The 25633-nt window shown below is 64.3% G+C and carries 23 protein-coding genes; 11 read left to right on the top strand and 12 right to left on the bottom strand.

The genetic code is table 11. From position 1 onward, the window contains the following. Positions 1 to 5: 5 nt before the first annotated feature. The 5 genes from VGH41_RS03255 to VGH41_RS03275 form a co-directional block, all read right to left on the bottom strand. The gene (locus tag VGH41_RS03255; protein ID WP_331595906.1) at positions 6 to 716 is read right to left on the bottom strand and encodes a C39 family peptidase; all 711 of its coding nucleotides are present in this window, start codon (positions 714 to 716) and stop codon (positions 6 to 8) included. A gap of 71 nt (positions 717 to 787) precedes the next feature. After that, entirely contained in the window at positions 788 to 2179 is a 1392-nt protein-coding gene (locus VGH41_RS03260; RefSeq protein WP_331595907.1) for a hypothetical protein, read from the bottom strand. A 24-nt stretch (positions 2180 to 2203) separates the two neighbouring features. After that, a complete protein-coding gene (locus VGH41_RS03265) occupies positions 2204 to 2815 on the bottom strand; it encodes a hypothetical protein (RefSeq protein WP_414696594.1) in 612 nt (203 codons plus the stop codon). Next, positions 2812 to 3258 (bottom strand): hypothetical protein, encoded by a 447-nt coding sequence (locus VGH41_RS03270; RefSeq protein WP_414696595.1) that lies wholly within the window; start codon positions 3256 to 3258, stop codon positions 2812 to 2814. The genes VGH41_RS03265 and VGH41_RS03270 overlap by 4 nt, the downstream gene beginning before the upstream one ends. A gap of 146 nt (positions 3259 to 3404) precedes the next feature. Further along, positions 3405 to 3914 (bottom strand): hypothetical protein, encoded by a 510-nt coding sequence (locus VGH41_RS03275; protein WP_331595909.1) that lies wholly within the window; start codon positions 3912 to 3914, stop codon positions 3405 to 3407. A gap of 536 nt (positions 3915 to 4450) precedes the next feature. On the opposite strand from VGH41_RS03275, the gene VGH41_RS03280 reads away from it, so the two are divergent. The 4 genes from VGH41_RS03280 (at position 4451) to VGH41_RS03295 (ending at position 8541) form a co-directional block, all read left to right on the top strand. Beyond that, on the top strand, positions 4451 to 5842 hold the full coding sequence (locus VGH41_RS03280; RefSeq protein WP_331595910.1) for a sigma-54 dependent transcriptional regulator: 1392 nt from the start codon (positions 4451 to 4453) through the stop codon (positions 5840 to 5842). 200 nt (positions 5843 to 6042) lie between these two features. After that, on the top strand, positions 6043 to 7014 hold the full coding sequence (locus VGH41_RS03285) for a thymidylate synthase (RefSeq protein WP_331595911.1): 972 nt from the start codon (positions 6043 to 6045) through the stop codon (positions 7012 to 7014). A 490-nt stretch (positions 7015 to 7504) separates the two neighbouring features. Then, positions 7505 to 7954, top strand: coding sequence for a mobile mystery protein A (locus tag VGH41_RS03290; RefSeq protein WP_331595912.1), 450 nt, complete (start codon positions 7505 to 7507; stop codon positions 7952 to 7954). Next, entirely contained in the window at positions 7945 to 8541 is a 597-nt protein-coding gene (locus VGH41_RS03295) for a mobile mystery protein B (RefSeq protein ID WP_331595913.1), read from the top strand. The genes VGH41_RS03290 and VGH41_RS03295 overlap by 10 nt, the downstream gene beginning before the upstream one ends. A gap of 311 nt (positions 8542 to 8852) precedes the next feature. On the opposite strand, the gene VGH41_RS03300 is transcribed toward VGH41_RS03295, so the two are convergent. Both VGH41_RS03300 and VGH41_RS03305 read right to left on the bottom strand, forming a co-directional pair. After that, on the bottom strand, positions 8853 to 11390 hold the full coding sequence (locus VGH41_RS03300) for a DUF6600 domain-containing protein (protein ID WP_331595914.1): 2538 nt from the start codon (positions 11388 to 11390) through the stop codon (positions 8853 to 8855). Positions 11391 to 11582: 192 nt separating this feature from the next. Beyond that, positions 11583 to 12296 (bottom strand): helix-turn-helix transcriptional regulator, encoded by a 714-nt coding sequence (locus VGH41_RS03305; RefSeq protein ID WP_331595915.1) that lies wholly within the window; start codon positions 12294 to 12296, stop codon positions 11583 to 11585. 195 nt (positions 12297 to 12491) lie between these two features. On the opposite strand from VGH41_RS03305, the gene VGH41_RS03310 reads away from it, so the two are divergent. The 4 genes from VGH41_RS03310 to VGH41_RS03325 all read left to right on the top strand — a co-directional run bounded on the left by VGH41_RS03310 (position 12492) and on the right by VGH41_RS03325 (position 15873). Continuing rightward, positions 12492 to 12632: a hypothetical protein gene (locus VGH41_RS03310; RefSeq protein ID WP_331595916.1), complete on the top strand. Its 141-nt coding sequence runs from the start codon at positions 12492 to 12494 to the stop codon at positions 12630 to 12632. A 196-nt stretch (positions 12633 to 12828) separates the two neighbouring features. Then, positions 12829 to 14088 (top strand): MFS transporter, encoded by a 1260-nt coding sequence (locus tag VGH41_RS03315; protein WP_331595917.1) that lies wholly within the window; start codon positions 12829 to 12831, stop codon positions 14086 to 14088. A gap of 60 nt (positions 14089 to 14148) precedes the next feature. Then, entirely contained in the window at positions 14149 to 15264 is a 1116-nt protein-coding gene (locus VGH41_RS03320) for a GlxA family transcriptional regulator (RefSeq protein ID WP_331595918.1), read from the top strand. A 102-nt stretch (positions 15265 to 15366) separates the two neighbouring features. Then, positions 15367 to 15873, top strand: a complete 507-nt coding sequence (locus VGH41_RS03325; protein ID WP_331595919.1) for an acyl-CoA thioesterase — start codon at positions 15367 to 15369, stop codon at positions 15871 to 15873. 65 nt (positions 15874 to 15938) lie between these two features. Here VGH41_RS03325 and fumC read toward each other — a convergent pair whose 3' ends face one another. From fumC to VGH41_RS03350, 5 genes are all read right to left on the bottom strand, one after another. After that, positions 15939 to 17339 carry a class II fumarate hydratase gene (gene fumC / locus VGH41_RS03330; protein WP_331595920.1) on the bottom strand — a complete coding sequence of 467 codons (1401 nt, stop codon included), beginning with the start codon at positions 17337 to 17339 and terminating at the stop codon, positions 15939 to 15941. A 79-nt stretch (positions 17340 to 17418) separates the two neighbouring features. Beyond that, complete coding sequence (locus tag VGH41_RS03335; protein WP_414696596.1) at positions 17419 to 19020, bottom strand: phospholipase D family protein; 1602 nt, start codon at positions 19018 to 19020, stop codon at positions 17419 to 17421. A 388-nt stretch (positions 19021 to 19408) separates the two neighbouring features. Beyond that, positions 19409 to 20368 carry a ketopantoate/pantoate/pantothenate transporter PanS gene (gene panS, locus VGH41_RS03340; protein ID WP_331595921.1) on the bottom strand — a complete coding sequence of 320 codons (960 nt, stop codon included), beginning with the start codon at positions 20366 to 20368 and terminating at the stop codon, positions 19409 to 19411. A 46-nt stretch (positions 20369 to 20414) separates the two neighbouring features. Further along, positions 20415 to 21815, bottom strand: a complete 1401-nt coding sequence (locus VGH41_RS03345; protein ID WP_331595922.1) for an MATE family efflux transporter — start codon at positions 21813 to 21815, stop codon at positions 20415 to 20417. A gap of 151 nt (positions 21816 to 21966) precedes the next feature. Then, positions 21967 to 22185, bottom strand: coding sequence for an RNA-binding S4 domain-containing protein (locus VGH41_RS03350; RefSeq protein WP_331595923.1), 219 nt, complete (start codon positions 22183 to 22185; stop codon positions 21967 to 21969). 278 nt (positions 22186 to 22463) lie between these two features. Here VGH41_RS03350 and VGH41_RS03355 point away from each other — a divergent pair, with 278 nt between their 5' ends. The 3 genes from VGH41_RS03355 (at position 22464) to VGH41_RS03365 (ending at position 25614) form a co-directional block, all read left to right on the top strand. Then, a complete protein-coding gene (locus VGH41_RS03355) occupies positions 22464 to 22931 on the top strand; it encodes a hypothetical protein (protein ID WP_331595924.1) in 468 nt (155 codons plus the stop codon). A gap of 87 nt (positions 22932 to 23018) precedes the next feature. Beyond that, positions 23019 to 23270: a hypothetical protein gene (locus VGH41_RS03360; RefSeq protein WP_331595925.1), complete on the top strand. Its 252-nt coding sequence runs from the start codon at positions 23019 to 23021 to the stop codon at positions 23268 to 23270. A 79-nt stretch (positions 23271 to 23349) separates the two neighbouring features. After that, on the top strand, positions 23350 to 25614 hold the full coding sequence (locus tag VGH41_RS03365) for an ATP-dependent helicase (RefSeq protein ID WP_331595926.1): 2265 nt from the start codon (positions 23350 to 23352) through the stop codon (positions 25612 to 25614). The last annotated feature ends 19 nt before the right edge of the window (positions 25615 to 25633 follow it).

A 25633-nucleotide genomic window follows, 5' to 3' on the forward strand; every position in this document is an offset into this window, starting at 1 on the left:
TTGGGTCAGAAGAGTTCTGCCTTGATCAAGCCGTACTCCACAAAAGGAGTCGCCGCGGTGCCGTTTTGCAGCGCGTTTTCACGCAGCTTGAGGGCCAGCGACTCGTTACCTTGCAACAGCGGGGAATCCTCCCTGAAGGGTTTGCCGAGGACCGCAAACACGAGACCGTTCCAGGTCTTCGAGAAATCGTCCTCCAGCACGATGCGATTGCCGAGCGCAGGGTCCGCAATGAAAATGCGGTGATTCTCTGCGTGCTTGACGATCACGAAGTGCTCGTAGCCGTTGATGTTCATCAGCACCATGACGGGGACTTGCAGGTGATACAGCGCTTCCGTGTTGACGCGAAAGCCGCGGCCGTGCATCCCGATGGTCTCGACGAATTTCTTCATGTCGAGCATCGAGAAGCCGTTCTTGACGACCACTTCGGGCGTGGAGAACACCATCATCCGGCGAATCAGTTCGGTTTCCGGAATGTCGATGCCATAGCCGTATTTGAGGAGAGTCGCGAGTGCGGCCGCACCGCAGCTGTAGTCGAATTGCTGGTTGACGATGTGGCCATAGCGGATGTCTTTCATCGAGTGAATATTCTTGGTCAGCGGAACGCCAACGAGATTAGTCGTATCGATGGTCGACTGTGCGTTGCTTACCGCACACAAAGTGAACCCCGCCAGCGTCACGGCGAGCCGTAACGCCGGGAGCCTGTTATACCCGGACATGCTGGTCTCCTGCTGTTCTTGCGCGCCGGCGGCCGTGAAGGCCGTCGGCGCGTCCCGCCCCGATACTGCTGTTACTTGTTGACCGTCAAGGATGCGATGGCAAGGCCGTTGTGCTGCAGGTTGCCCGCACCGCCGGCGATGTTCACACCAATGTTGCCGCTCGAGTACTGCAGCGAGTTGGTGCCGAGATTCGCCGTGCCTTCGAAGCTGCCGCTAAAGTTCAGGTTAGCCGACTGGCTGTTCTGGTCGGTTGCCACCATCGCCACTGAGCCGGCGTTGCGCGATGCCGTCGTCGTGGATGCGGCAAGGCTGTTGTTTTGCGCGTTGCCGATACCAGCTGCCACGTTCACGCCGATGTTGCCCGACGCGCCTTGCAGCGAGCCGTCGCCGATCGATGCGTTCACAACGAAGTTGTCGATCTTCGCCTTGCCGCCCGACGATTGCGTGTTGAACACCTGGGCGTTGCCGAACACGTTGCCGGCATCGATTGCAGCCAGCGAGGCATCGTTGCTTTGGGCGTTGTCGACGCCTTCCGCAATGTTGATGCCGACGTTGCCCGATGCGCCGTTGCCCACGCCAGTGCCGGTCGTTGCCGTCAGCGTGCCGGCCTTTTGCGTGTTGATGTGTTCCGTCACGTAGCCGGTGGTCGTCACGTCAGTCGTGGTCTGGGTTGCATTGACGCCCCATACCGCGGCGACGCCCTGGGTCGAGGTGGAACCGCTGGTTTCGTAGCCGGAAGACTCTTCGCCGACCGCTGCGTAGCCGGAGCCCTGGTTAGCCTGGAAGCCCCAGACCTTGCCTTGTCCCGAACCTTCCGTTGCTTCGAAGGCGCCGGCCAGGTTGGCCGTGTTGCTATAGCTGGATTCCTTGTAGCCGGCCGACAGGCTGCCTTCCGCCGCAAGACCGCCGACGCCGAAGTTCGGCGTCACGATGCCACCGTAGATGAAGCCGCCCTGAATCTTGCCGCCGGCGGCGATGTGGCCGCCCTGGTTCTGGCTGCTGTGGGTGAAGTCGCCGGCAATGCCTGCGGCTTGCTGGCTATATTCATAGCCGCCGCCTGCGACTGCGCTGCTCTGGTTGCCATACGCGTAGCCGCCGGAAGCCTGGAACGCTTGCGCACCCCACGCCGATTGCGTGCCGCCCTTCGTCACCAGTGCATAGGCCGAGCCGTTGCTGTGGATCGACGAGCTGTTGTTGTTGATCGTCGTCGTGACCTTGCCGCTCGTGTAGGTTTGTGCGTTCGGGCTGATCGAGGCATTGGCCCAGACGTTTTGCGTGTTGTTCACGACAGCGCCTGCGCTGCTCGAGACGTGCACGCAGCCCCACAGGGTGACGAAGCCTTCCATGCCGACTTCTTCGCCGACCAGCGTGGCGTTGAAGATGTACGGGTCTTTCATGCCGTGGGCGAATACGCTGCTGGAGGCAACGGCCAGTACTGCTGCTGCGATAAGAGTGCGCTTCATGATTTCGCTCCGATACAAGTGTGGTCAGTTAAAAAGAGTGCCCGCCGGGGGACGGAGCACAAAACTGTTTGCCGTGGCATTACCGGCACCGGCTGCCTGATTGATCTGCACGATCCCGCTAACGTTCTTGAAGGCCTGGTTGGAGATGTCTGCCTCGCGTACGCCGCTAACCCCGATCGATTGACCCTGACCGCCGTTTCTCGCGGCCGTCGCGGATAGATCCCCATCCGAGACGGTCTCGACTCCCAGTGCAGCAGTACCCACCATGGTGCTGTTGCGCTGGAGATTCCCTGCGCCCGCGGACTGGTTCACCATCACCGCCCCGGACGTATTCGAAAATGCATTGCCTTGAATCGACGTGCGCGCGTTCGTCACCTTCGCCGCGCCTGCCGCGCCTTGCAGGCTGGCGTTGTCGTCGAGCACCGGGCCACCGGTTGAAATCGTCAACTGATTGCCTTGCGCGTTATTGAGGCCGGCCGTCTCGTTGACGGTGATCGCGCCGGTTGCGCCCACCGCGACGCCGCTCGAGATTGCCGCGTCGCCACCGACGCGCGGCACCGACTGTGCGTAGGCGCTGGACACTGCGAGCGTCATGCCGCTCAGGCAGGCGCAGGCAAGCAGTCTGGAGGGCTTCATTTCAGGCCTCCCAGGGCGCCGCCGAGGGCGGTCGACAGCGGCGCCAGCGCGCCCGTGACCGACGACGAGATCGTGCCGCCGATGCCGGCCGCCGGTTGGCCGATGCTGCCCGCGTTCAGGGCGATGTTGCTGCCGGTCGCGTTGCCGCTCAGGATCTGCGTGACGGCCTGCATTCCGGTGCCGTTCAGCGCGCCGTTGCTTGCCACGCCGCTAGAGCCGTGCGCGTTGGTCAGATCGGTGTCGGTGACGACTTGCGCCATCGACGGATTGAAGGTGTTGGCCGGGAACGTGGTGGCGCGCACGAGCACCGGATCCTGGCTCTTCGGCACCGCGTCGAACGCATCACGCGGCGTGATCTGGCGCTCGACGATGATGTCGCCTGGATTCACCACCTGCGCCTTGACATTCGCACTGGCGCTAATGGCAAGTACTCCGAACAGCATGCCGAGCAGTGCGATCAGTGGCCGGCCGCTACGCGGCATCTGGGTTGAGGCGGTCATTTCAGTTCCTTGCTGGCGCTTGCGTGGTTGCCGTCGTTGTTGTGTTGTCGTTGCGTTTGCGCGTGAGGTGCACGCGGGCCGCGGTTCGATTACTTTCTCTGGTAGTTCGCGACGTTGTCCTGCGCGGTCCGCGCAGCGTCGATCGGAACCGGCAGCGGCGAGGGCGGCGCAATTTCGTCCCACAACGTCACGCCGTTGCCGCCGCTGCCGGTGCCGCGCATCAGCTGCGGCGTCGCGGCCACCATCAACATGCCGCTAAAGCCGCCGCGTTGACGCGAGAGCACCTGGTCGTCGAGCGCCTGATCACTACTGGAGGCGGTGTCGGCGGAAATGCTGAGCGCGGCGGCCGCCAGTTCGCCGGCCTGAGCGGACGCGTCCTGCGTGTCGGCGGCGGCGTCACTGTTCCCGGCCACCGGGTCCTGGGCTGCCGCCGCTGCGGGCGACGTGCTCGCGAGGGCGGCGGACCCGGCGCCGGTGGAACTTGCCGAGACTGGTTCTTGCGCATTCACGCCGGCGCTCAAGGCGCCCAGAATGACGGCGGCGCTCAGCGCGGTATGAGGCGGAGTAAGGCGCAAGTGGATGCGGAAAACGAGTCGCATGGTGTATCTCCTTGGTGCGAGACTTTTAGCGAAACGTGTGCCATGACGCGCAATCCATTGATGTGACTGGATCTAGCGCCACTACTGATGAGCAAATAGAGAAAAATCCGGCAAAAACGTTTCAGGCCTGAAACGGGAGGAAGGAAATACCGAAAATTCGCATTTAGAGCCAGTACACGAAGAGTAAGGGTTCTCGCTAACCCGGTGCGTCTGGAAACGTTTTAAGCAGAATACGCAGACTTCTGGATCGCCCGCCCAGCCTTGCTGGGCGGTGGAGTGCCGATTAAATTCGCATAATTGTTTTCGAAGCGGCGCGCGTATAGTAAGCTCTCGAAAAGAGAGTCACATTTAAAAAAAGCCTGAAGCTGGGCCGTCTCAAGCACACACGCCGCTTTTCGGGGATCAGCTGTCCGCACGGAATGGAATGGCCGTTCGGTTTTTTGCTTTGCGCGAATCCCGGACTGAGTCAACGTGTCTGAAACTTGTTCAGGTGCGTGCCGTCATCCTTAACGTTCGTTGACGAGAGGATCTGAATAATGGAACCCGCAACGCGGCAACTGATTTACGTTTCGCGCGATCCAAGCGCGGAATTGAATACCAGGTTTCACCAGCGTGGCTGGCAAGTCGAAGTCGTGGGGTCGGCGCGCGATGTGCGCCGTGCTGTTCGCGCCGGAATGGCAGCGGGCGGCTTGCTTGACTTGTCCAGCCATTTCCAGCCGCATGAAATCGCTGCGTTCGAATCGTGTCTGACGATGCCGAACGTCGGCTGGGTCGCCGCAACCACGCCCGGCCAATTGCAGGACGCCGCTTTGCGCCGGCTCGTGCGCGACTACTGTTTCGATTACGTCACCGTACCGCTTTCCGGCGATCGCATCGTCGATTCGGTCGGCCATGCATACGGCATGATTTCATTGGGTGAGCCTGCGTCGAACGACGGTACGCCGGGCGGCACCGAAGGCGAGATGGTCGGCTCGTGCGACGCGATGCTGGCGCTGTTCCGCTCCATCCGCAAGGTCGCGATGACCGACGCGCCGGTATTCATTTCGGGCGAATCCGGGACCGGCAAAGAACTGACAGCCGTGGCCATCCACGAACGCTCGGCGCGCCGCAACGCGCCGTTTGTCCCAATCAATTGCGGCGCGATTCCGCCGCATCTGCTGCAATCCGAATTGTTCGGCTATGAGCGCGGCGCGTTTACCGGCGCCAACCAGCGCAAGATCGGCCGGGTCGAAGCCGCGAATGGCGGCACGCTATTTCTCGATGAAATCGGCGATCTGCCGCTCGAAAGCCAGGCGAGCCTGCTGCGCTTCCTGCAGGAGCGCAAGGTCGAAAGACTGGGCGGCCACGGCTCCATCGACGTCGACGTGCGCATCATTTCGGCCACGCACGTGGATATGAACACGGCGATGATCGAAGGACGCTTCCGCTCCGACCTGTACCACCGCCTGTGCGTGCTGCAGATCGACGAGCCGCCTTTACGCGCGCGTGGCAAGGATATCGAATTACTCGCACGGCACATGCTCGAGCGCTTCAGGAAAGATGCGAGCCGCCGTCTGCGCGGCTTCGCGCCGGACGCGATCGCAGCGCTGCACAACTACAGCTGGCCGGGCAACGTGCGCGAGCTGATCAACCGGGTGCGGCGCGCCATCGTGATGTCGGAAGGGCGGGCCATTACGGCCCGCGACCTCGAACTCGCGGAGTACGTGGAAATCGTGCCCGTGTCGCTCGCGCAGGCGCGCGAGGCGGCCGAGCGGCAGGCGATCGAACTGGCGCTGTTGCGCCACCGCGGGCGTCTCGGCGATGCCGCGCAGGAGCTTGGTATCTCGCGTGTGACGCTGTACCGGCTGTTGTGCGCACACGGCATGCGCCACATGGAAGGCGAGCCGATCGTCCCGCATGGGGAGCCGGCTTCGGTGCCTCACATTTGAGACACCTGATTGAAACGGTGGAGAAGTCAGCGAAGCTTGAAATGCAGCGGCGGTGATCCTGCGGAGCGGCTGGCAGGATTTCACCGCCGTTGCTTTTTGCCCATAAAAAGTCGGCTCGGACGAGAGCCGTCCGCGCTTGCTAAAATCGGGTTTTTCCGCGAACTCGCCCAGGCACCGCGCGCCGGGCCGAAGGAACCCGAATGAAACAATACCTCGACCTCGTCCAATCGATTCTCGATACCGGCACGTGGCAGGAAAACCGCACCGGCATCCGCACCATCAGTATGCCGGGCGCGATGTTGCGCTTCGATCTGCAGCAGGGCTTCCCCGCCGTCACCACGAAAAAGCTCGCGTTCAAATCGGCGATTGGCGAGCTGGTGGGCTTCCTGCGCGCCTCGCGCAGCGCGGCGGACTTTCGCGATCTGGGCTGCAAGGTGTGGGACGCGAACGCTAACCAGAATCCGCAATGGCTCGCGAACCCGTATCGTGAGGGGCCTGACGACCTCGGCGACGTGTACGGCGTGCAATGGCGCAAGTGGCCCGCCTACAAGGTGCTGGATGCGACGGCCGCCGCGCAGCTTGCGGATGCGACCGGGCGCGGCTACCAGGTGGTCACCGAATTCGACGAAGACGGCGCCCGCAAAGTGCTGCTGTACAAGTCGATCGACCAGCTGCGGCAATGCCTCGACACGATCATGCAGAACCCGTCGGACCGCCGCATCCTGTTTCATGCCTGGAATCCGGCCGTGCTCGACCAGATCGCGTTGCCTGCGTGTCATTTGCTGTATCAGTTCCTGCCGAACGCGGCGCGCAAAGAGATCTCGCTGTGTCTCTACATTCGCAGCAACGACGTGGGTCTCGGCACGCCGTTCAACCTGACCGAAGGCGCGGCCCTGCTGCATCTGGTCGGGCGCCTGACGGGCTATACGCCGCGCTGGTTCACGTATTTCATCGGCGACGCGCACATCTACGAAAACCAGCTCGACATGCTGCAGCGGCAACTCACCCGTGAGCCATACGAAAGCCCGCGCCTCGCCATCTCGGAGCGGGTGCCGGACTATGCGCAAACCGGCATCTACGAACCGGAATGGCTGGAAAAGATCGAGCCGTCGGATTTCTCGCTGGTCGGCTATCGTCACCATGAGCCGCTGACCGCACCCATGGCGGTTTGATCCGCAGGCGGCCTGGCCGCCAGATCACAGCCGGCTGGTGCGACAGAAAAGCCCGCGCGTGATCTGCTACCGGTACCTCAACGCTGCTCGCTTTTGAGCCGGTTACCGCTGAGACCCGCGTCCCCAAAGAGGACTGCGGGTCTTTTTCTTGCCGGAGAGATTTTCTCGCGGGCATTCTTTTGTCGGACAGGGCGACCGACATTCGAAGCGAACTGTTTCGCAGTCGCTGGCTTGCAATACCGCACATTAGAGACACTTGCTTCTGCAAAATGCGGCAATCATGTGAACTCTGGTTCCCTATAGTGAAGCATCACCGTATTTGATGCTTTCTCATAATGAAGCGAAAAACCACAACTTTGAGTCACTATGCCGACGCAAAACGTATCTATTTGATTCACTTTGATGAAGCGAAAACTTGATAGTTGCTTCCCTATAGGCTAGCATTTGTTGTGTTTTTGATAGCCTATAGGCCAGCAGAATGGATTCCAGAATGAGGCAGCTCCGGCTTCAACAGGTTCAGGCGTCGGTCGCGGCGTACTCGGATTTGACCAACCGTCGGCGCCCGCCGCGTGGATGGCTGAAGGCCATCCGCGAGTCGTTAGGGCTCACCGAGCGGCAGCAAGCCGACAGATTAGGCATGACCGGTTCGACCCTGCACAAGTCGGAGTTGGCGGAAGCCGAGGACCGAATCACGCTCGGGCAACTGCGCAAACTGGCTGACGGGCTGGACTGCGAGCTGGTCTATGCTCTGGTGCCCAGAAAGCCACTGACTCAAGTGGTCGAAGACCGGGCGCGCTCAATCGCCCTGCAGGAGGTGAGTGGGGTTGCGCACACCATGAGTCTGGAAGACCAACGCCCGGCAACCGACCGGCTTCGCAAACAGGTTGAGCAGAGAACGGCGGAACTGCTCCGGGGCCGCTGGTCCGACCTATGGCGATAGATTTAGACGAGCAGGACGGCCAGACACCGCTCGACCCCGACGAGCTTGCAGGGCTGCTACCGGCGCACCTGACCACCAAGGGCGAACTGAATGACTGGGAGCAGGAGAACATCCTGCAAGCCGTGCAATGGGTTCGGCGCCAACGGAAGGTCGAAGTCCTCAGTGAAGCGTTCTGTCGCAACCTTCACAAGAAAATGTTCGACCAGACCTGGTCGTGGGCGGGCATGTTCCGCAAGTCCGACAAGAACATCGGATGTGACTGGACGCAAGTCAGCGTCAAACTGAGAAACCTTTTCGGTAACACGCAGTGGTGGGTCGACAACGGCACATTCCCGCCCGATGAGATCGCCGCACGATTTCACCGCGAGCTGGTGTGGATTCATCCCTTCCCAAACGGTAACGGTCGACACTCACGAATGATGGCTGACGCGCTCTTGCGCAGCATGAAACAAGAGGCTTTTTCGTGGGGCGGCGGCGGGACCTTGGTTAAAGCGGATAACGCCCGGTCGGATTACCTAACCGCCTTACGTGCGGCGGATAAAGGTAACTACAGTTTGCTCCTGGTCTTCGCGCGAAGTACGACTTAGCCAGCACCGACAAGAAAGGCGTCGAGCCCTTTATGACAAGCCAAAGAGCTTTGCAATGTTGAGGGTGCGGCGCCGCTGCATGACCTTTCTTTCTTCGACGCCGAGCAGCTCCGCAATCGCGGGCGCAGCAGCGCTCGACACCGCCTGGCCCAGGCTCGTATCGGCTTTCAATGGCCGCAAAAAAAGCGAGCCTCTTCGAGGCTCGCAGTCATTACCAGGCTTGCCCGTTTGCCAACATCTTTGTGGCACGGGTAGGCCTCATCCGATGCGCGGGCTTTTTGCTTTGATAAGCGCAGATGGGTCTGCGGTTATCAACCCTTGCGATGCTCGTCGTGCCCATTGTTCGAATGCTGCTGAGGCTGCTGAGGCTGCTGGCGCGGTTGCTGAGCCTGCTGCGGCGGACGCGGCTGAGGGCGGGGCTCCTGCGCCTGCTGCGGGGGACGGGCCTCCTGACGTGGCTGCGCCTGGGGCTGCGGGTGGAATTCCGGCCGCGGCGCCTGCTGAACCGGCTGCGGATGAATTTCCTGGCGTGCCTGCTGCTGCGGCCGCATTTCCGGCCGTGGCGCCTGCTGGGCCGGCTGCGGGTGAGACTCCGGCACGCGCGGCTGGGGCTGAGCCTGCGCCTGCATCTGCGGCTCGCGCGGAGCCTGCTGCTGCATGGGTTCAGGCTGACGCGCGACTGGCTGCTGCGGGCGGGGCGCCTCATGCGCCGGCTCCGCAGCCAGGCCCGCAGGCTGCGGCCGGTTCTGCGGCTGGCCAGGTTGCGGCGCGAACGGCTGATGGCCGGCCGCCTGCTGCGGCTCGCCACGCGCCTCCGCTTGCTGCGCCATGGGCGCGTGAGGCTGCGTCCACGCCGGTTCGTGCCCGGGTTGCGCGGCAGCCTGCTGGCCATTCGGCGAAGGTCCGCCACGCTGCGCGAAGCCGTTCGGATTCGCGCCTGTCGCTTGCGGTGGACGCGGCACACCGCCGTTTGGCTGCGGGCGCTGGTTTGCCATCTGATTGGGCATCGGATTACCCATCTGCGGGGGCATTCCCGGGCGCGCCTGTTCCGGCATGCCGCGCTGCGCGGTCTGCGCGCCGTTCGGCGCCGCTTCGCCGGGCCGCTGGCCGGCGCCCTGAGCGATGTGTGGTGCAGCCCCCGGCATCATGCCGGGCACATGCGATTGCACGACTCGCACGTTCGCCATGCCCGTCGCCGGTGCGCCATGCGGCTGCTGCGCGCCGGCGAAATGCGCGGGTACTGACGTACGGACGATCGGGTCGCCCGCGCCCGGCACGCGGCCACCGCCTTGCGCAAAGCGCTGGGCCAGCGTGTCGTGATAGGCGGCCGGCACGGCCGGATTGCGCGTCGCCACGACCGGGCGCCCCATTGTCGCGGCGGGAGGACGGTAGCTCGCATTGCGCAGGCCGGGCGCGAAGCTTTGACGGACCGGCGCGAGCCCCGGACCGCCCGGGTTGATCCGCGCATTGCGCCATTGCTGCGGGTCGACCTTCTGCGCGAAGCGGCCAACCGGCTGCCCATGCACGAAGGCGGTTGCCGGCACGGCGGTGACGCCGCCGGGTGCACGGTAGTTGATATAGGTGTTGTGAACATTGATGTTCGTGATGTTCACGTTGTGGTTGTAGCTGTTGACGACCGAGGCGCGGTTCAGGCGCTCGTAGTAGCGCGGACTCCAGCCGCCGCCCCAGCGCGGCTGACACGCCTCGCCCGGGCCGAGCGGGAACCACGCGACGCCCGCCGCGGCAATCCCTCCCACCGCAAGGCTCACGCCCCAGTTGACGCCACCGCCGCCGTCACCACCGCCTACGAAAGCAACCAGGGCGGGCGCATACACCGGCGGCTCGCTGACGACCACCGGGCCCGGCACCCACGCCCACGAATCCTCGACGTAGGCCCAGCGGCCGTAGTGGTAAGGCGCGAAGCCCCACGGTGCATCGTCGACCCAGGTCCAGCCCCAAGGCGCCTGCCACACCCAGTGGCCGTCGTGATAGGGCGCCCAGCCGGCCGGCACCGCATTCGGCGTCCACACCTCGCCGTATTGCGGGCTGCTGCGCCAGGTGCCGTTCGCGTCGAGATCCTCGTAGCCGGGCACGTCGCGCGACACATAGCGTGCCGAGACCGAGCGGTCTTCGGCGGCGTCGCGGCTGGCAGCCCATTGATCGAAGCCGTCGAGGCCCGGCGCGCCGTTGTCGGCGGCCTGTTGCAGGTTGGTGCCCTCGAAGCGGATCTGCTGGCCCTCGGCCACCGGCACCTGGCCGTTGTCGCCATACACCGTGGCGCTGCCGCTGCGCACCGTCACGGTCGTGCTGCTGCCGTCGGGCGCGACGTCGACGCGATAGTCGCCCGGGCCGTTCAGGCCGAGCGCCAGGTTCGGCGTGTCGATTTCATACGACGAGCCCGGCGGGAGTTCGCGCACGCGGGCCGACAGCGTGCCTTGCGCGACTTTCAGCTGCGCGGTGTTGTCGTCGAGATTGAGGATGTCGAGGCTGGTCGCTTGACCCAGACGCACCGCTGTCGAACCGATATGCATCTCCGAGCGCGCATTCTGGTCGTTCCACAGCTGGTCGCCGGTAGTGAGCGGGCGGTTGATCTGTGCGTAGGCCCAGTCGGTGGCTCCGGCCGGCTCGGTCGTCACGGCGCCTTGGGTGTAGTTCAGACGCGCGACGCGCCCCGGCGGATCGGTATTGCCGGTGTTCTGCGTGGCGGCAGGCGGGTTGTCGGGCGGCGCCTCCTGGGCGACGGCTGCCTGAGCAGCCAGCGTCAATGCGGCCGCGGCGATGAGTGTCAAACCCGTGGCGCGGCTGATCGAATAACCCAGCAAATGTTTTTGTGTGATGAGCGGTTTCATGTTGTCTCTCGGGCGGACACGAATCGGTTTGCATCCGTGAAACCACTGTACCTTTGGCGCCTGTTTCAAGGCATCGACATTTGTAAGCCGCCTTACCTCGCGTGTAACAAAAAATGTTTGGCGACCCGTTTCGTCGTAGAAATGGGCGCCATGCCGGCCGCCTTCAGGCAAATCTCGCGCGTCTCGCGGCGCTTAATTCGTCAGAAAAGCGTCGAACTGACGATGCCCCGCCGGCGTGATTCTCAGGATGCGGGGGCGCTCGGTGCGCTCGACCCAACCGTGCGACGACCACGCGTCGAGCAGCGCCGCGCCGAGCGCGCCGCCCAGATGCGGACGCCGTTCGCTCCAGTCCGGGCAGGTGCAGGCGAAGCGCCGCCGACGGCTTTGCTGGGCGGCGACATCAATGCCCCAACTGGCCAGCTGGGCCGCGCCGGCGGGCGTTGCATCGAGCATGTTGCCGTGCAGCGTCAGCAGCTTGTGGTTGAGCATCCGTTCGAACAGCTGCACGGATAGCTCGCCCGCCATGTGGTCGTAGCAGGTGCGCGCATAACGCATATCCACCGGCACGGTACGCGCCGGGCGCGGGATGGGCCGTTGCGCCGCGCTCGCCTGCGCGACATTGGCCAGCGCCTCGATGGACGCGGCGATATCCGGCGAGGCGATGCGGAAATAGCGATGCCGCCCCCGCACTTCGAGCGCGAGCAGGCCGCCATCCGTGAGGCGCGCGAGGTGCGCGCTGGCAGCAGACGGCGAGAGCCCGGCAATCAGCGTCAGTTCGCCGGCCGGCCGCGCGCTGCCGTCCATCAGCGCCCACAGCATCGCGGCGCGGCCGGGATCGGCGAGCAGGGCGCCAATCCGGCTCAAGCCCGGAAAGTGGTTCTGTTCATCAGGTAGATGGGCGGACATGACAGGCTCCTTGATGGGCATACGCCAACGTTTCATTACAGCACTACTTTATCCGCATGGCGCATTCCATGTTTCAGCGTAGCGTGAAGCGTGGAATGCAGCCAGCCGGGCTGCCGCATCGATGCGGGAGGCGGCTCTGCGCCACGTCAGGTGGCCAGGCTAGAATCAAAACCCGTCCTCATGAGAAGCACCATCATGAAACTCCTGTTTGCCATTGCGGCCGCCGTCCTGCTGTGCGCCGCCTGCGCCCAGGGTGGTTCCGGACCGCCAGGCGCCGATTCGAGCGGCATCACGATGTACGGCACGATCGACGAAGGGATTTCGTATCACAAATGAACGATCGCAATTTGCGATGACGTTGAAGGTGCGCTGCCTGACGGACTGTTTGCTCGTAGTGTGTTAGATCGCGGTGACGCGCGGCGGGTCTGCGGCGGCTCGCCGTTTGGCTGGAATTGATACACGATTGTCATTCCTGCCAATCTTGCCCGTGTGACGATAGGGCTTCGTTCTTCTTGCCAAGCGAGGCTTACCGATGCCGTCTTCGTCCGTGCTTTCCTCCGCTCATCACACCGGCGCGGCCGACTACGGCGTTCCCGCTCCTGACGGCCGGCGCGGCGCGCGCGTGCTGGCGGTCTGTCAGGCGCTGTACACCTCGGCCGTTTCGATCGATCTGACGCTGACCGGTCTGGTCGGCTACACGCTCGCCACCAACAAAGCCCTCGCCACGCTGCCGTTTTCATTGATCACGGTCGCCGCGGCGCTCACCACCGTCTTCGCTTCGTTCCTGATGGCCCGGATTGGCCGGCGCGCGGGCTTTCTGCTTGGCTCGGGCGTGGGCGCGCTGGGCGGTTCGATCTCCGTGTGGGCCATCTTCCATCACAGTTTCTGGGCTTTCTGCGCAGGCACCGCGACGGTCGGCGTGTTTCAGGCCTTCGCCCAGTATTACCGCCTCGCTGCCGCCGACGCGGTCGGCCCGTTGGCCAGGAGCCGCGCAATCTCCACCGTGCTGACGGGCGGTGTAGTCGCCGCCGTGCTGGGACCGTGGCTGGCCGCGTCGAGCAAGGACTGGCTCGCGCCGGTTGCGTTCGCCGGCTCATACGCGCTCGTGACGGCGCTGGGTCTGATCTCGATGGTGCTGCTGGCCTTCGCTTACCGCGACGTGATGCCGGCCGCGAGCGCCGCCGTTGCAGCCGAAGCGCCGCGCCCGCTCGGCCAGATCGTGCGGCAGCCGGTCTTCGTCGCTGCACTCGCCAACAACGCGCTCGGCTATGCGGTGATGATGTTCGTGATGACCGCGACGCCGATTGCCGCGGTGGCGTGCGGTCATACGATCGGCGACGGCGCGCAGATCATCCAGTGGCATCTGGTCGGCATGTTCGCGCCATCGCTGTTTTCGGCGCGTCTGATCCAGCGCTTCGGCGTGTTGCGGGTGATCGGCTGCGGCATCGTGCTGTCGGCGCTGTGCGGGGTACTCGCGTTGCGCTCGACGGATTTGCCGCATTTCTACGCGGCGCTCGCCTGCCTTGGCGTGGGTTGGAATTTCATGTTCGTCGGCGGCACGACACTGCTGTCGCAGTCATACCGGCCGGCTGAGCGGGCCAAGACCCAGGCCACCAGCGAATTCACCACCTTCGCGTTTTCGGCACTCGGTTCGCTGTTTGCCGGGCAACTGCTCGCACGCTTCGGCTGGACGACGATCAATCTCGCCATCTTCCCGCTGCTCGGGCTGGCCGCTATGGCCACGCTCGGCTACGCCTGGTCGCGTGCGCGACAGCCGGCGTGGGTATCGTGAAGCAACGCGATCGTTCGGCAAGCGTGCATGAACACGGCATTGGAACCAGGAATAGCGTCTATGGCAGCTTCGTTGGATAACGCGTCTTCGTCTTCGTCTTCGTCTTCGACCGGCCCCGTGAGTGCCGTCGACGCGAGTGCGCCTCGCGTGCGTCACGTCGTGTTCGCGGTCGCGCCGGAGCTCGTGCTGCTCGACGCCTGCGGGCCGCTGGAGGCATTCTGGCGCGCCGAGCTGACGCTTGCGGCCGGCACGCCTCAGGCGGCGCGCTCGCAGCCGGTGGCGTATCGCACCAGCATTGCGTCGGTCGACGGCGGAGTCCTGCAGACGTTTCCCGGCTTGCCGGTGCTGACCACGCGGCTGGACGCGCTCGACGACGAGCCGATCGATACGCTGATCGTCCCCGGCGTGCCGGTCGATGACGCGACGCCCCTGCAAGCGGAACTGGTCGCGTGGCTCGCGCGGCGCGCGCCGCAGGTGCGGCGGGTGTGCTCGGTCTGCACCGGCGCGTTTTATCTCGCGGCAGCCGGGTTGCTGGACGGCCGCCGTGCGACCACGCACTGGCGCGACGCGGCGCAGCTCGCGCGGCGGTTTCCCAACGTCCGCGTCGATGCCGATCCGATTTTCATCCGCGATATGCGTGACGGCCGCGCCGTATGGACTTCGGCCGGCGTGACCGCCGGCATCGACCTGGCGCTGGCGTTGATTGAAGAGGACGTCGGCCACGCGGTGGCGATGCAGGCGGCGCGCCGGCTGGTGGTCTTCATGAAGCGGCCGGGCGGCCAGTCGCAATTCAGCGCGGCGCTGGCCGCGCAGGCCTCGGCGGGCGGCCCGTTCGAGGCCCTGCATAGCTGGATGGCGGAGAACCTGCGCGACGATCTCACCGTAGAGCGACTGGCTGAGCGCACCCAGATGAGCCCGCGCACCTTCGCGCGACGCTATGTCGACGAAGTGGGCCGCACGCCTGCCAAAACGGTGGCGGCGCTGCGTCTGGAGGCGGCGTCGCGTTCCCTTGCCGAATCGCGTCGCCCGCTCAAGCGGATTGCGGTGGAATGCGGCTTTGGCAGCGAACAGAACCTGCGGCGCGCCTTCGTGCGGCGTTTCGGCGTGCTGCCGCAGGATTACCGGGAGCGCTTCGGTTCTGCGGAAACGACGCTTCAGACTGCAAACCAGGCGTGATGCCAGCGGTTTGAACAGAGTTACCGCATCGCAATCCGCTGCGCGGTCAAGATTGCACTCGTATAATCGGCTCCTTTCGATACACGTTTGACCGGAGTCAAGATGAGCACCCCTGCCGCTGCACCACTGGACCGTTCTGAAACTACGTTCCGCTTTCTCGCCGAGCCCACCTCAGTCAATTTCGGCGGCAAGGTGCACGGCGGCGCGCTGATGAAGTGGATTGACGAGACCGCCTATGCATGCGCCGCGGTCTGGTCGGGACGCTATTGCGTGACGGTGAGCGTCGGCAATATCCGCTTCCGCCGGCCGATCCTCGTCGGCAATCTGGTCGAACTGCGCGCCCGTGTGGTCCATACCGGACGCACCAGCATGCATATCCACGTGTCGGTGCAGGCCGGCGATCCGAAGGGCGGCGAACTGCTGCAGACCACGGACTGCCTGATCGTCATGGTGGCCGTGAACGAAAACGGCGGCCCGGTGCCCGTGCCGTCGTTCGTGCCGCAGACCGATGAGCAGAAGCGGCTCGCCCGTTACGCGCTGGACGTGAAGGAAGCGCTCGACGCGATCGTCGAACTGAAGCCGGAAGAAGTGGCGCAGGGAAAGATCTAAGCGCCGCACAGCCGCGCCCGCGTGGGGGCGCGGCCTGTGCTTCAGGCCTGGGCTCGAAGCACCGTTCAGCGCCCCGTGTTGCCCACCATGTCATGCGGGCGCACCCACTCGTCGAACTGCTGTTCGGTGACAAAACCGAGCGCCAGCGCCGAGGCCTTCAGGGTGGTGCCTTCCTTGTGCGCCTTCTTGGCGATCTTCGCGGCCTTGTCGTAGCCAATGTGCGGATTGAGCGCCGTCACCAGCATCAGCGATTCATTGAGCAACTGGTCGACGCGCTCACGATTCGGCTCGATGCCTACCGCGCAGTTGTCGTTGAAGCTGTGCAAGCCGTCCGCCAGCAGACGAATCGATTGCAGGACATTGTGCGCAATCATCGGACGGAACACGTTCAGTTCGAAGTTGCCGCTCGCGCCGCCGATGTTCACGGCGACATCGTTGCCGAACACCTGACAGCACAGCATGGTCAGTGCTTCAGACTGGGTCGGGTTCACCTTGCCCGGCATGATCGAGCTGCCCGGCTCGTTCTCCGGGATCGACAGTTCGCCCAACCCGCAGCGCGGGCCGCTGGCGAGCCAGCGCACGTCGTTGGCGATTTTCATCAGGCTGGCGGCGACCGTCTTTAGCGCGCCGTGCGCGAACACCAGCGCATCGGCTGCGGCCATCACCTCGAACTTGTTTGGCGCCGACACGAACGGCACGCCGGTCAGCTTGCCGATGGCCGCCGCGACCTTGTCGGCGAATTGCGGATGCGCATTGAGCCCCGTGCCCACCGCCGTGCCGCCCTGCGCGAGTTCGTACAGATGTGGCAGGCTCGCTTCCACGTGACCGATGCCGTGATTGAGCTGCGCGACATAACCCGAGAATTCCTGGCCGAGCGTGAGCGGCGTCGCGTCCTGCAGGTGGGTGCGGCCAATCTTGACGATGTCCGCAAACGCTTTCGACTTGCTGTCGAGCGTATCGCGCAGCGTCTTCAGCGCGGGCAGCAGATGCTTGACGATGCCCACCGCCGCCGCCACGTGCATGGCGGTCGGAAACACGTCGTTGGACGATTGGCCGCGGTTTACGTCGTCGTTCGGATGGACCTTGCGCGCTTCGCCGCGCTCGCCGCCGAGCAGTTCGCTTGCGCGGTTGGCAATGACCTCGTTGAGGTTCATGTTGGTCTGCGTGCCGGAACCGGTTTGCCAGACCGCCAGCGGAAATTCGTCGGGATGCTTGCCGGCGATGATCTCGTCGGCGGCCTGCATGATCGCTTTCGCCTTGCTTTCGTCGAGCACGCCGAGCCCCAGATTGACCTCCGCGGCGGCACGCTTGATGACGGCCAGCGCCGTAATCAGTTCGGGCGACTGCTTCTCGGTCGAGATCTTGAAGTTCTGCAGCGAGCGCTGCGTCTGCGCGCCCCAAAGGTGAGCGTTCGGCACGGCAATTTCGCCGAACGTGTCACGCTCCATTCGTACGTTTTCGGTCATGGTTCAACTCCGTTTGACTGGATGATTCCGATCTTTTTGCATCGTTTCTATGGCGTGCGCAATCGTGGCGCGGCGCGCATCAAAGCTCCCCTTGAACTGGCAACAGCAAGAATATCCCTGTCAGCACGTTTCGGTACAAACCGGCTTGAGGATCGATGTGGTAGACGTGCTGCTGGTGGTCCTCGACGTCCGTCCAGACGAGCTGCGACTGCGGCGCGCCGATGTACTTCAGGTTCGCGAGCTGTTGCGGTGTGGCGAGCGTCACACGGTAGCTTTCTTCTGGCGTGGTGGCGCGGCCGAACAGCGTCGCGACCTGATCGGCGAGCACCGGGCTGTGAATGATGAGCGCCAGTTCGGTATTCAGATTCGCCGAGCGCGGGTCGAGATTCATCGAACCGATCACCAGAATCTTGCGGTCGATCACGTAGGTCTTCGCATGCAAGCTCGCGCGCGATTCCGAGCCGGCCACCGAGACGCGGGTTTCCTGGCGCGGCTTGTACTCGTAGAGCTCGACGCCGTTTTGCAGCAACGGTACGCGGTAGGGGCTGTAGCCGGCCTGCACGGCGACCGCGTCGGTGGCGGCCAGCGAATTGGTCAGAACCACTACGCGCACGCCGCGCTGCGTGAGTTCGCCTAAAGCCTTGACGCCGGCATCGTGCGGCACGAAATAGGGCGAGACGATGAGGAATTCCTGCTGTGCCTCGTGCGTCAGTTCGACGAGGCGCTGCAGCGGCGGGCTGACGTAATCCGGTGACGGTGCGTCGATCTTGCCTGGTGAGTCCACCTTGAGTTCGGCCGGCGCCCATGTGAGGCCGAGTTCGTCGCTGGAGATCTGCGTGGCGAGCGGCGTCGCGTTCAACGGCCTGGCATTGTACGGATCGGCATTGGTGCGCCAGTGCGTGCGCAGCGCCTCGCGAGTATCGTCCAGTTCCTGTTGCGTGAAGTGCTGATGATTCAGCGCCCGCAGCGGATACGCGCCGCTGCTGCTCCAGTACTCGTCGAAGCTGGCGGAGACCTCGGATGTGATCGGGCCCGCGGCCAGCACGTCGAGATCGCGGAACTGCAGCGTCGGGCTCGCGCTGAAGTATTCGTCGCCGAGATTGCGGCCGCCGACAATCGCCAGCTGGTTGTCGGCGATCATCGCCTTGTTGTGCATGCGGCGCGTGAACCGGTCGATCTTCGTGAAGACATCGGTGGTGCGTTCGAACACGCTGCGATGCGTACTGCCGAACGGATTGAACACGCGCACCTCGATGTTCGGATGCGAGTTCAGACTGGCCATGATGTCGTCGATGTCCTTGAAGTTCAGATCGTCGACCAGCATGCGCACCCGCACGCCGTGATCCGCGGCATAGAGCGCGGCGCCGAGCAGCAGCTTGCCGGTGGTGTCCTCGTTGGCGATGTAGTACTGCATGTCGAGCGTCTTCGTCGCGGCGCGCGCGAGGGCGATGCGCATCTGCAGTGCGTCGGTTCCGCTCGACAGCACACGAAAGCCCGATTCACCCGGATGCGCGGTTTCCAGCGGGGCGAGGGCAGCACTGAGCGGCGTGCTGGTGGAGGCGGGCAGCGCATGCGTGACCGGACGCTCGAATGCGCTGGCGGGCGGCCGGCTCGCGCAGGCGGTCAAAAGTGCCGCAGCGGCACCGACCAGCAGGCAATGCTTGCCGGTTCTCCAGCCGATCTGCCAGCTGCTTTCGCGGGGCCGTTCCGTTGGCGATGGACCCTGACTGTGATGCGACGTGGTGTTGTTGTTGCTGTTGTACGCCGGCACGCTAGTTCCTCCACTGGATTCGACTGCAGGGCGCATCTTCCCCGATGCATTGCAACTGATGCCGATGCGCTCAGTTGTGGAAAGCATTCTAAGGGGAATCGGCGGCATCGGCCCTCGGCGCGGGCTGCCGGGTGCTGCTCGGCGCACCGGAAATTCGCCCTGCATGCGTTGTTTCAGGGCGGCACGAAACGTCTACCGGATGCAGCAGGGTAAAACTATCTGTACCCCGAACCATTGCGTGGTGCGGTGCGAGCTGATGACGCTGCTCGCGCCTTTCCTGTGGCGCGCCGCTCCGGCATCAGCCGCGCTCGGGGTTGAGGGGCGCGGCGCTCCCTGAATGCGTGGAGCCTTGCGCCGGACGTCCCGCCCAGTAACCCGCGAGCAGCGATCCCGACAGGTTGTGCCAGACCGAGAATAGCGCGCCGGGCAGTGCAGCGAGCGGGCTGAAATACAGCTTGCCGAGCGTCGCGGCGAGACCGGAGTTTTGCATGCCCACTTCGATGGCGAGCGTGCGGCACACCGCCTCGTCGAAGCCGAGCAGGCGGCCGCCCCAATAGCCGCCGAGCAGTCCGATGCCGTTGTGCAGCACGACGCCGAGCATCACCACGAGACCCACGGACGCAATGCTCTTTTGCGTGCCGCCCACGACAGCGGAAATGATCAGCAGAATCGCGATCATCGAAACCAGCGGCAGCAGCGGCTCGACCTTGCGCACCAGTTTGCCGAACAGATGATTGATCGCGAGGCCCACCACGATGGGCAGCGCGACGATCTCGAGGATGCTCATCAGCATGCCGTGCACGTCGACGGCAATCGACGCGTCCACATAGAGGCGCGTGAGGAGCGGCGTGGCGAACACGCCCACCAGCGTCGACAGCGCGCTGATGGTCACCGACAACGCGACGTCGCCGCGCGCCAGATAGATCATCACGTTCGACGCGGTGCCGCTGGCGACGCTGCCCACCAGCACCATGCCGGCCGTCAGGTCGGGCGGCATGTGCAGCACTCTGGCGATGGCCCACGCGGCGAGCGGCATCACCAGATAGTGCAGCACGATGCCGGCGACGACCGGCGCGGGCCGCGTGAAGACGCGCTTGAAATCGGCGATGGAAAGCGTGACGCCCATCGCCAGCATGATGATGGTCAGCAGCGTCGTGACGTGCGGCGCGATAAAGCCGAAGGAGGCCGGCGAGAAATAGGCGGCCAGCGAAACCAGCACGGCCCACAGTGGAAACAGACGGGTAACCCGGGCAAGCATGAGAGAGTCCTTGAAAGTGTTTTGAGCGTCGCCGCGTGCCGCCGCCTCAAGCGGAGGCCACCGGAGCCGGCGCGGCACGGCGCAAACTGAGGCGGTGAAAACGCAGCGTCATCAGCAAGGCGACGCTCGCGAGTCCCGCGGCAAGACCCCACCACAAGCCGCGTGCGCCCAGACCGAAGTGAAACGCGAGCGTGTAGCCGGTCGGGAAGCCAATGCCCCAATAGCCGAAGGCCGCCACCAGCATGGGCACCCGGGTGTCCTTCAGACCGCGCAGACATCCCGAGCAGACCGTCTGCATGCCATCGACGATCTGGAAGATGGCCGCCACGCCCAGCAGCGAACTGGCGAGCGCGACGGTGGCCGCGTTGGCCGGATCGTCGAGATGCAGATACAGACCGACGATCCAGTGCGGAGCGAGGATCAGCACGAGCCCCGACAGCGTCATGAAGGCGACGCCGAGCGCGAGGGCCACGAAGCCCGCGTGACGCGCGGCGAGCGGCTGCCCGGCGCCCGACCAGAAGCCGACCCGCACATTGGCGGCCTGACCGATGGCGAGCGGCACCATGAACGCGACCGACGCCACGTTCAGCGCGATCTGGTGTGCAGCAAGTTGCGACTCGCCGAGCACGCCGACCATCAGTCCGGTGGCCAGAAACAGCGTCGATTCGACGCCGTACGTAATGGCCACTGGCCAGCCGATGCCGAACAGTTCGCCCAGCAGTGGCAATTTCGGCCGTGTCGCGGTGACAAAGTGGCGATAACGCGGCCGCAGATGCAGCCAGGCCATCAGCACGAGCGCGGTGATCCAGACGGTGATCGTGGTGGCCGCGGCCGAGCCCAGAAAGCCGAGGTGCGGCAAACCATACGCGCCGTGAATCATGCCGTAGTTCAGAAAACCATTGATGAACACGCCGACGATAGACACCCACAGCAACCGTTTCGCCGCGCCGATGGCGGGCAGGAACGAGCGCATCAAGCCAATGCCGATCAGGCTGCCGAGCGCGCCCCAGCGCAGGATGGCCGTGTACTCGCCGACGTTGTGCGCGAGCAGCGCCGGCTCGCCGAAAGCCAGCAGGACCGGCGTGGCGAACGACAGTAGCGCGAATGCCGGCACCGCCAGCAGCAGCGACATCACGAAGCCGGTCCAGTAGATATGCGGCACGCGGTCCTCCGCCTGCGCGCCGCGCGCGTGCGAGACGCTCACGCTGACGGAGGTGAGCACGCCCTGCAGCAGGGTGACGACCACGAAGAACAGGTTCGCGCCGAGGCCGCACGCGGCGAGCGCGTCGGGGCCGAGCGAGCCGAGCAGGATCGTGTCGGTGACGCCCATGGCCATCTGCGACAGCTGGGCGATGGCAAGCGGAGCAGCGAGGCGGGCGGTGTCGGCAGCGTGGCGGGACAACGTAGGCGGCCGGCCGGTCAGCCGGGAAAAGCCGGATTGGGTCATGAACGAGTAACGGCGCGGGCAAAGCCGCGCCGTCTTCTGTCAAAACAGACAGCTTATTGTGTGGGCGACCTGTTGTCGATCTGTAAGCACATTCTTGGTGCGGATTTTTGGCGCCGCCGAACGGCGTCTTATGCCGAGTGCTTTGTGGGCACTACGCCTCGTGAACGGCGATACGGGTATCGCCAAGCAGCACGACCTGTCCCGCGCGGATTTTGCAGGTTTTACGCAGTTCGACCTGCCCGTCCACCGTCACCGCGCCCGATGCCACGATCACTTTCGCCGAGCCGCCGCTGTCGGCGAGTCCCGTAATCTTCAGGAGATTGTGCAGTTCGACGTAGTCGCCGGTCAGCGTGAAATCGAGGTTGGGCATGGCGATTGCGCGTGCAAAGAAAGGGTTCGCATCATAAGCCAGAAGTTTGGCCTGTATCGCCCTCAAGTCGCTGAAAGTAGATGTTATCTGACTGTCAGAAAATGAAACGTTCCGTAACAGCGAGCGTTTCTCGCGAAATGTGCTCGTAAAGTATCAGTTCGCAGAAGAAGTCTGCTGCATTTTGCAGTGGGCCATAGACAGACCGGGAGAGTCTCACTCGTGCGCACGCGGTTCGCGCACGGCGCCTGGTTCTGACAACCATTTTAGAGAGGATTGCTATGACCCAGATTCGTTCGCTCCTGATCGGTACCGCCCTGACTGCTGCTGCGCTCAGCGCGAGCAGCGCCTTCGCGCAGACCATGACGCAACCGGATGCCGGCGCTGCGGGCCAGCAGCAAATGGCGCCGGCTGAGATGCCAAATGCGGATAACGCCGCTCCCGCCGCGCAAGGCGTTCAACCGGTGACGCCGACGCCCCAACGCCTGACGGCCAGCGGCTCGACCGATCCGCTGGTGCAAAAGCGCGACGCCAATGCGAAGGCCAATGCGGAGTACAGCGCGTCGAAGAAAGCCTCGAAGGAGCAGTTGAAGCAACAGCAGGCGGCGGCCAGATCGCAATACAAGCAGCAGGTCAGCGACGCCAAACTGAACAAGAAGGCCGACAAGGAAGCAGCCAGCAACGAAATGAAGATGAACATGCAAGGGCAGTCGGCCCAGCAGGACGACTCGGCTGACACCAGGCATTGATGTTGCGCGCGCAACCGCTGGCGGCGCAGGCAGCTAGCGGCTGCGCGGTGGCGAGTCACTCATCCGCGGCCATCACGGAGGTTATGCATGAACCAGTCAGTTAGCAGAATTGCCGTTGCATTGATCGCAGGCTGTTTGTCGGCGGTTGCCTTTGCGCAGACCGACTCGGGTTCGACCGAGCCGACCCACGCGGACAAGAAGGCCGCGAAGGAGCAGGCCAAGGCGAACAAGAAGGCGGACGTCGCCCAGGCGAAGGCCGACAAGTCCAAAACCGACGCCCAGGCCGATGCCGATAAGGCAGCCGCAGACGCGAAGGAAAAAGACGCCAGGAAGGAATAGGCGTTGCGGCGAGGTGGCTGCGCCGGTCGGGTGTATCTAAAAAGGGCGCTTGTCGTGAAGGGTTGTATGGATATACAGTATGCGGCGCTGCCGTCCCTTGCCACGTTTCCATCTGACGATCCCGACCACTGTGCTCTCCGTTGCCGACTCCGCGCCGAGCGCGCCGTCCTCGCCGCCTGACACTGCCGCCTGGCTGGCGAAGCTGAACGACGCGCAGCGCGAAGCCGTCGAATACGGCACGGGCACGCTCACGCAGCTGCCCGGGGCATTGCTGGTAATTGCCGGGGCGGGTTCGGGCAAGACCAATACGCTCGCGCATCGGGTAGCGAATCTGGTGGTCAAGGGCGCCGATCCGCGCCGCATCCTGCTGCTGACCTTCTCGCGGCGCGCGGCACAGGAGATGACGCGCCGGGTTACGCGTATCGCCACGCACGCACTCGGCAGCCGCGCTTCGGTGGCACAGGGGCTTACCTGGTCGGGCACCTTTCACGGAATCGGTGCGCGGCTGTTACGCGAATATGCCGATCTGATCGGCCTCGCTCCGACCTTCACGATCAACGACCGGGAAGATTCCGCGGATCTGATGAACCTCGTGCGGCATGAACTGGGGTTTTCAGCGAAAGAGCGGCGTTTTCCGTCCAAGGGCACCTGCTTTGCGATTTACTCGCGCGTGGTGAACACCGGCGCGGCGCTTGCCGAGGTGCTGAACGGCGCGTTTCCGTGGTGCCGCGAATGGGAGGCGGATCTGCGCGTGCTGTTCGCCAGCTACGTGGAGGCCAAGCAGAAACAGAGCGTGCTCGACTACGACGATCTGCTGCTGTACTGGTCGTTGATGGCGCAGCAACCCACGATTGCCGCAGACCTGTCCGGCCGCTTCGATCACGTGCTGGTCGACGAGTATCAGGACACCAACCGCCTGCAGGCGTCGATCCTGCTCGCACTGAAGCCGGACGGGCGCGGCCTGACCGTAGTGGGTGACGACGCGCAGTCCATCTACTCGTTTCGCGGTGCGACGGTGCGCAACATTCTCGACTTTCCCACGCACTTCGACCCGCCCGCAAAGCAGGTCACGCTGGAGCGCAACTACCGCTCCACGCAGCCGATTCTGGCTGCGTCGAACGCAGTGATCGAACTCGCCTCGGAGCGGTTCACGAAGAATCTCTGGACCGATCAGGCCTCGGCGCAGCGGCCGCGTCTCGTAACCGTCGCAGATGAAGCCGATCAGGCGCGGTACGTGGTCGAGCAGGTGCTTGAAGCACGCGAAGCCGGGATGAAGCTGAAGGCGCAGGCGGTGCTGTTTCGGGCGGCTCATCACAGCGCCGCGCTGGAGATCGAACTGACCCGGCGCAACATTCCGTTCGTCAAGTTTGGCGGGCTCAAGTTTCTCGATTCAGTGCACGTGAAAGACGTCCTCGCCGTGTTGCGCTGGGCGCAGAATCCGCGCGATCGCGTGGCCGGTTTTCGGGTCATGCAACTGCTGCCGGGCGTGGGGCCGGCTACGGCCGCGCGCGTGCTGGATCAGATCGCGGCGCATACGGGTGTGACACTGGGTGGAGATGATGCGGCCGGTAATGAGGAGGACGGCGCTGCGCCTAATGCCCTTGATGCCGCACGTCGCACCGTTGCAAACGCGTCCACCGTACTGGCCGGATTCGCGCCGCCAGCCCGGGCGCTGGAAGACTGGCAGCCGTTTGTCGCGCTGATGTCGCGGGTCTGCGGCGCCGACTCGCCGTGGCCCGCCGAGTTCGAGCTGATCCGCCGCTGGTACGAGCCTCACCTCGAACGCAATCACGAGGACGCCGCCATCCGGCATGCCGACCTGCTGCAAATGGAGAGCATCGCGGGCACTTATGCGTCGCGCGAGCGCTTCCTGACCGAATTGACGCTCGACCCCCCCGATGCCACCAGCGACGAGTCCGGCGTTCCGCTACTGGACGAGGACTATCTGATCCTGTCGACGATCCATTCGGCCAAAGGCCTGGAGTGGCGCAACGTGTTCGTGCTGAACGGTGTGGACGGCTGCATTCCGTCGGATCTCGGTACCGGCAGCGAAGAGGAGATCGACGAAGAGCGGCGCCTGCTCTACGTCGCAATGACGCGTGCCAGAGAAGACCTGCACATCGTCGTGCCGCAGCGTTTCTATGTGCACAACCAGACGCATCTGGGCGACCGGCACGTCTGGGCGTCGCGCACCCGCTTCATTCCGGCGCATCTGATGCCGCTCTTCGACGCCTACGCGTGGCCGCGCATTCCCGAGCCTGCCGCGCCGACCGCAGCCGGGCTGGCTGCGGCAGCGCAGGCGAAGCTCGAAATCGCCGCGAAGCTGCGGAAAATGTGGGATTGACGGAGTCCGGCCGGGTCGG

This window comes from Paraburkholderia sp. (assembly GCF_036488795.1).
In the GTDB taxonomy this organism is placed as follows: domain Bacteria; phylum Pseudomonadota; class Gammaproteobacteria; order Burkholderiales; family Burkholderiaceae; genus Paraburkholderia.

Coding starts and splice junctions, on each gene's coding strand:
- panS (WP_331595921.1), bottom strand. CDS start 20,368: ATGCTTGCCCGGGTTACCCGTCTGTTTCCACTGTGGGCCGTGCTGGTT.
- VGH41_RS03345 (WP_331595922.1), bottom strand. CDS start 21,815: ATGACCCAATCCGGCTTTTCCCGGCTGACCGGCCGGCCGCCTACGTTG.
- VGH41_RS03305 (WP_331595915.1), bottom strand. CDS start 12,296: ATGTCCGCCCATCTACCTGATGAACAGAACCACTTTCCGGGCTTGAGC.
- VGH41_RS03325 (WP_331595919.1), top strand. CDS start 15,367: ATGAGCACCCCTGCCGCTGCACCACTGGACCGTTCTGAAACTACGTTC.
- VGH41_RS03365 (WP_331595926.1), top strand. CDS start 23,350: ATGCGGCGCTGCCGTCCCTTGCCACGTTTCCATCTGACGATCCCGACC.
- VGH41_RS03300 (WP_331595914.1), bottom strand. CDS start 11,390: ATGAAACCGCTCATCACACAAAAACATTTGCTGGGTTATTCGATCAGC.
- VGH41_RS03315 (WP_331595917.1), top strand. CDS start 12,829: ATGCCGTCTTCGTCCGTGCTTTCCTCCGCTCATCACACCGGCGCGGCC.
- VGH41_RS03275 (WP_331595909.1), bottom strand. CDS start 3,914: ATGCGACTCGTTTTCCGCATCCACTTGCGCCTTACTCCGCCTCATACC.
- VGH41_RS03320 (WP_331595918.1), top strand. CDS start 14,149: ATGGCAGCTTCGTTGGATAACGCGTCTTCGTCTTCGTCTTCGTCTTCG.
- VGH41_RS03280 (WP_331595910.1), top strand. CDS start 4,451: ATGGAACCCGCAACGCGGCAACTGATTTACGTTTCGCGCGATCCAAGC.
- VGH41_RS03350 (WP_331595923.1), bottom strand. CDS start 22,185: ATGCCCAACCTCGATTTCACGCTGACCGGCGACTACGTCGAACTGCAC.
- VGH41_RS03265 (WP_414696594.1), bottom strand. CDS start 2,815: ATGAAGCCCTCCAGACTGCTTGCCTGCGCCTGCCTGAGCGGCATGACG.
- fumC (WP_331595920.1), bottom strand. CDS start 17,339: ATGACCGAAAACGTACGAATGGAGCGTGACACGTTCGGCGAAATTGCC.
- VGH41_RS03355 (WP_331595924.1), top strand. CDS start 22,464: ATGACCCAGATTCGTTCGCTCCTGATCGGTACCGCCCTGACTGCTGCT.
- VGH41_RS03285 (WP_331595911.1), top strand. CDS start 6,043: ATGAAACAATACCTCGACCTCGTCCAATCGATTCTCGATACCGGCACG.
- VGH41_RS03295 (WP_331595913.1), top strand. CDS start 7,945: ATGGCGATAGATTTAGACGAGCAGGACGGCCAGACACCGCTCGACCCC.
- VGH41_RS03310 (WP_331595916.1), top strand. CDS start 12,492: ATGAAACTCCTGTTTGCCATTGCGGCCGCCGTCCTGCTGTGCGCCGCC.
- VGH41_RS03360 (WP_331595925.1), top strand. CDS start 23,019: ATGAACCAGTCAGTTAGCAGAATTGCCGTTGCATTGATCGCAGGCTGT.
- VGH41_RS03270 (WP_414696595.1), bottom strand. CDS start 3,258: ATGCTGTTCGGAGTACTTGCCATTAGCGCCAGTGCGAATGTCAAGGCG.
- VGH41_RS03290 (WP_331595912.1), top strand. CDS start 7,505: ATGAGGCAGCTCCGGCTTCAACAGGTTCAGGCGTCGGTCGCGGCGTAC.
- VGH41_RS03260 (WP_331595907.1), bottom strand. CDS start 2,179: ATGAAGCGCACTCTTATCGCAGCAGCAGTACTGGCCGTTGCCTCCAGC.
- VGH41_RS03255 (WP_331595906.1), bottom strand. CDS start 716: ATGTCCGGGTATAACAGGCTCCCGGCGTTACGGCTCGCCGTGACGCTG.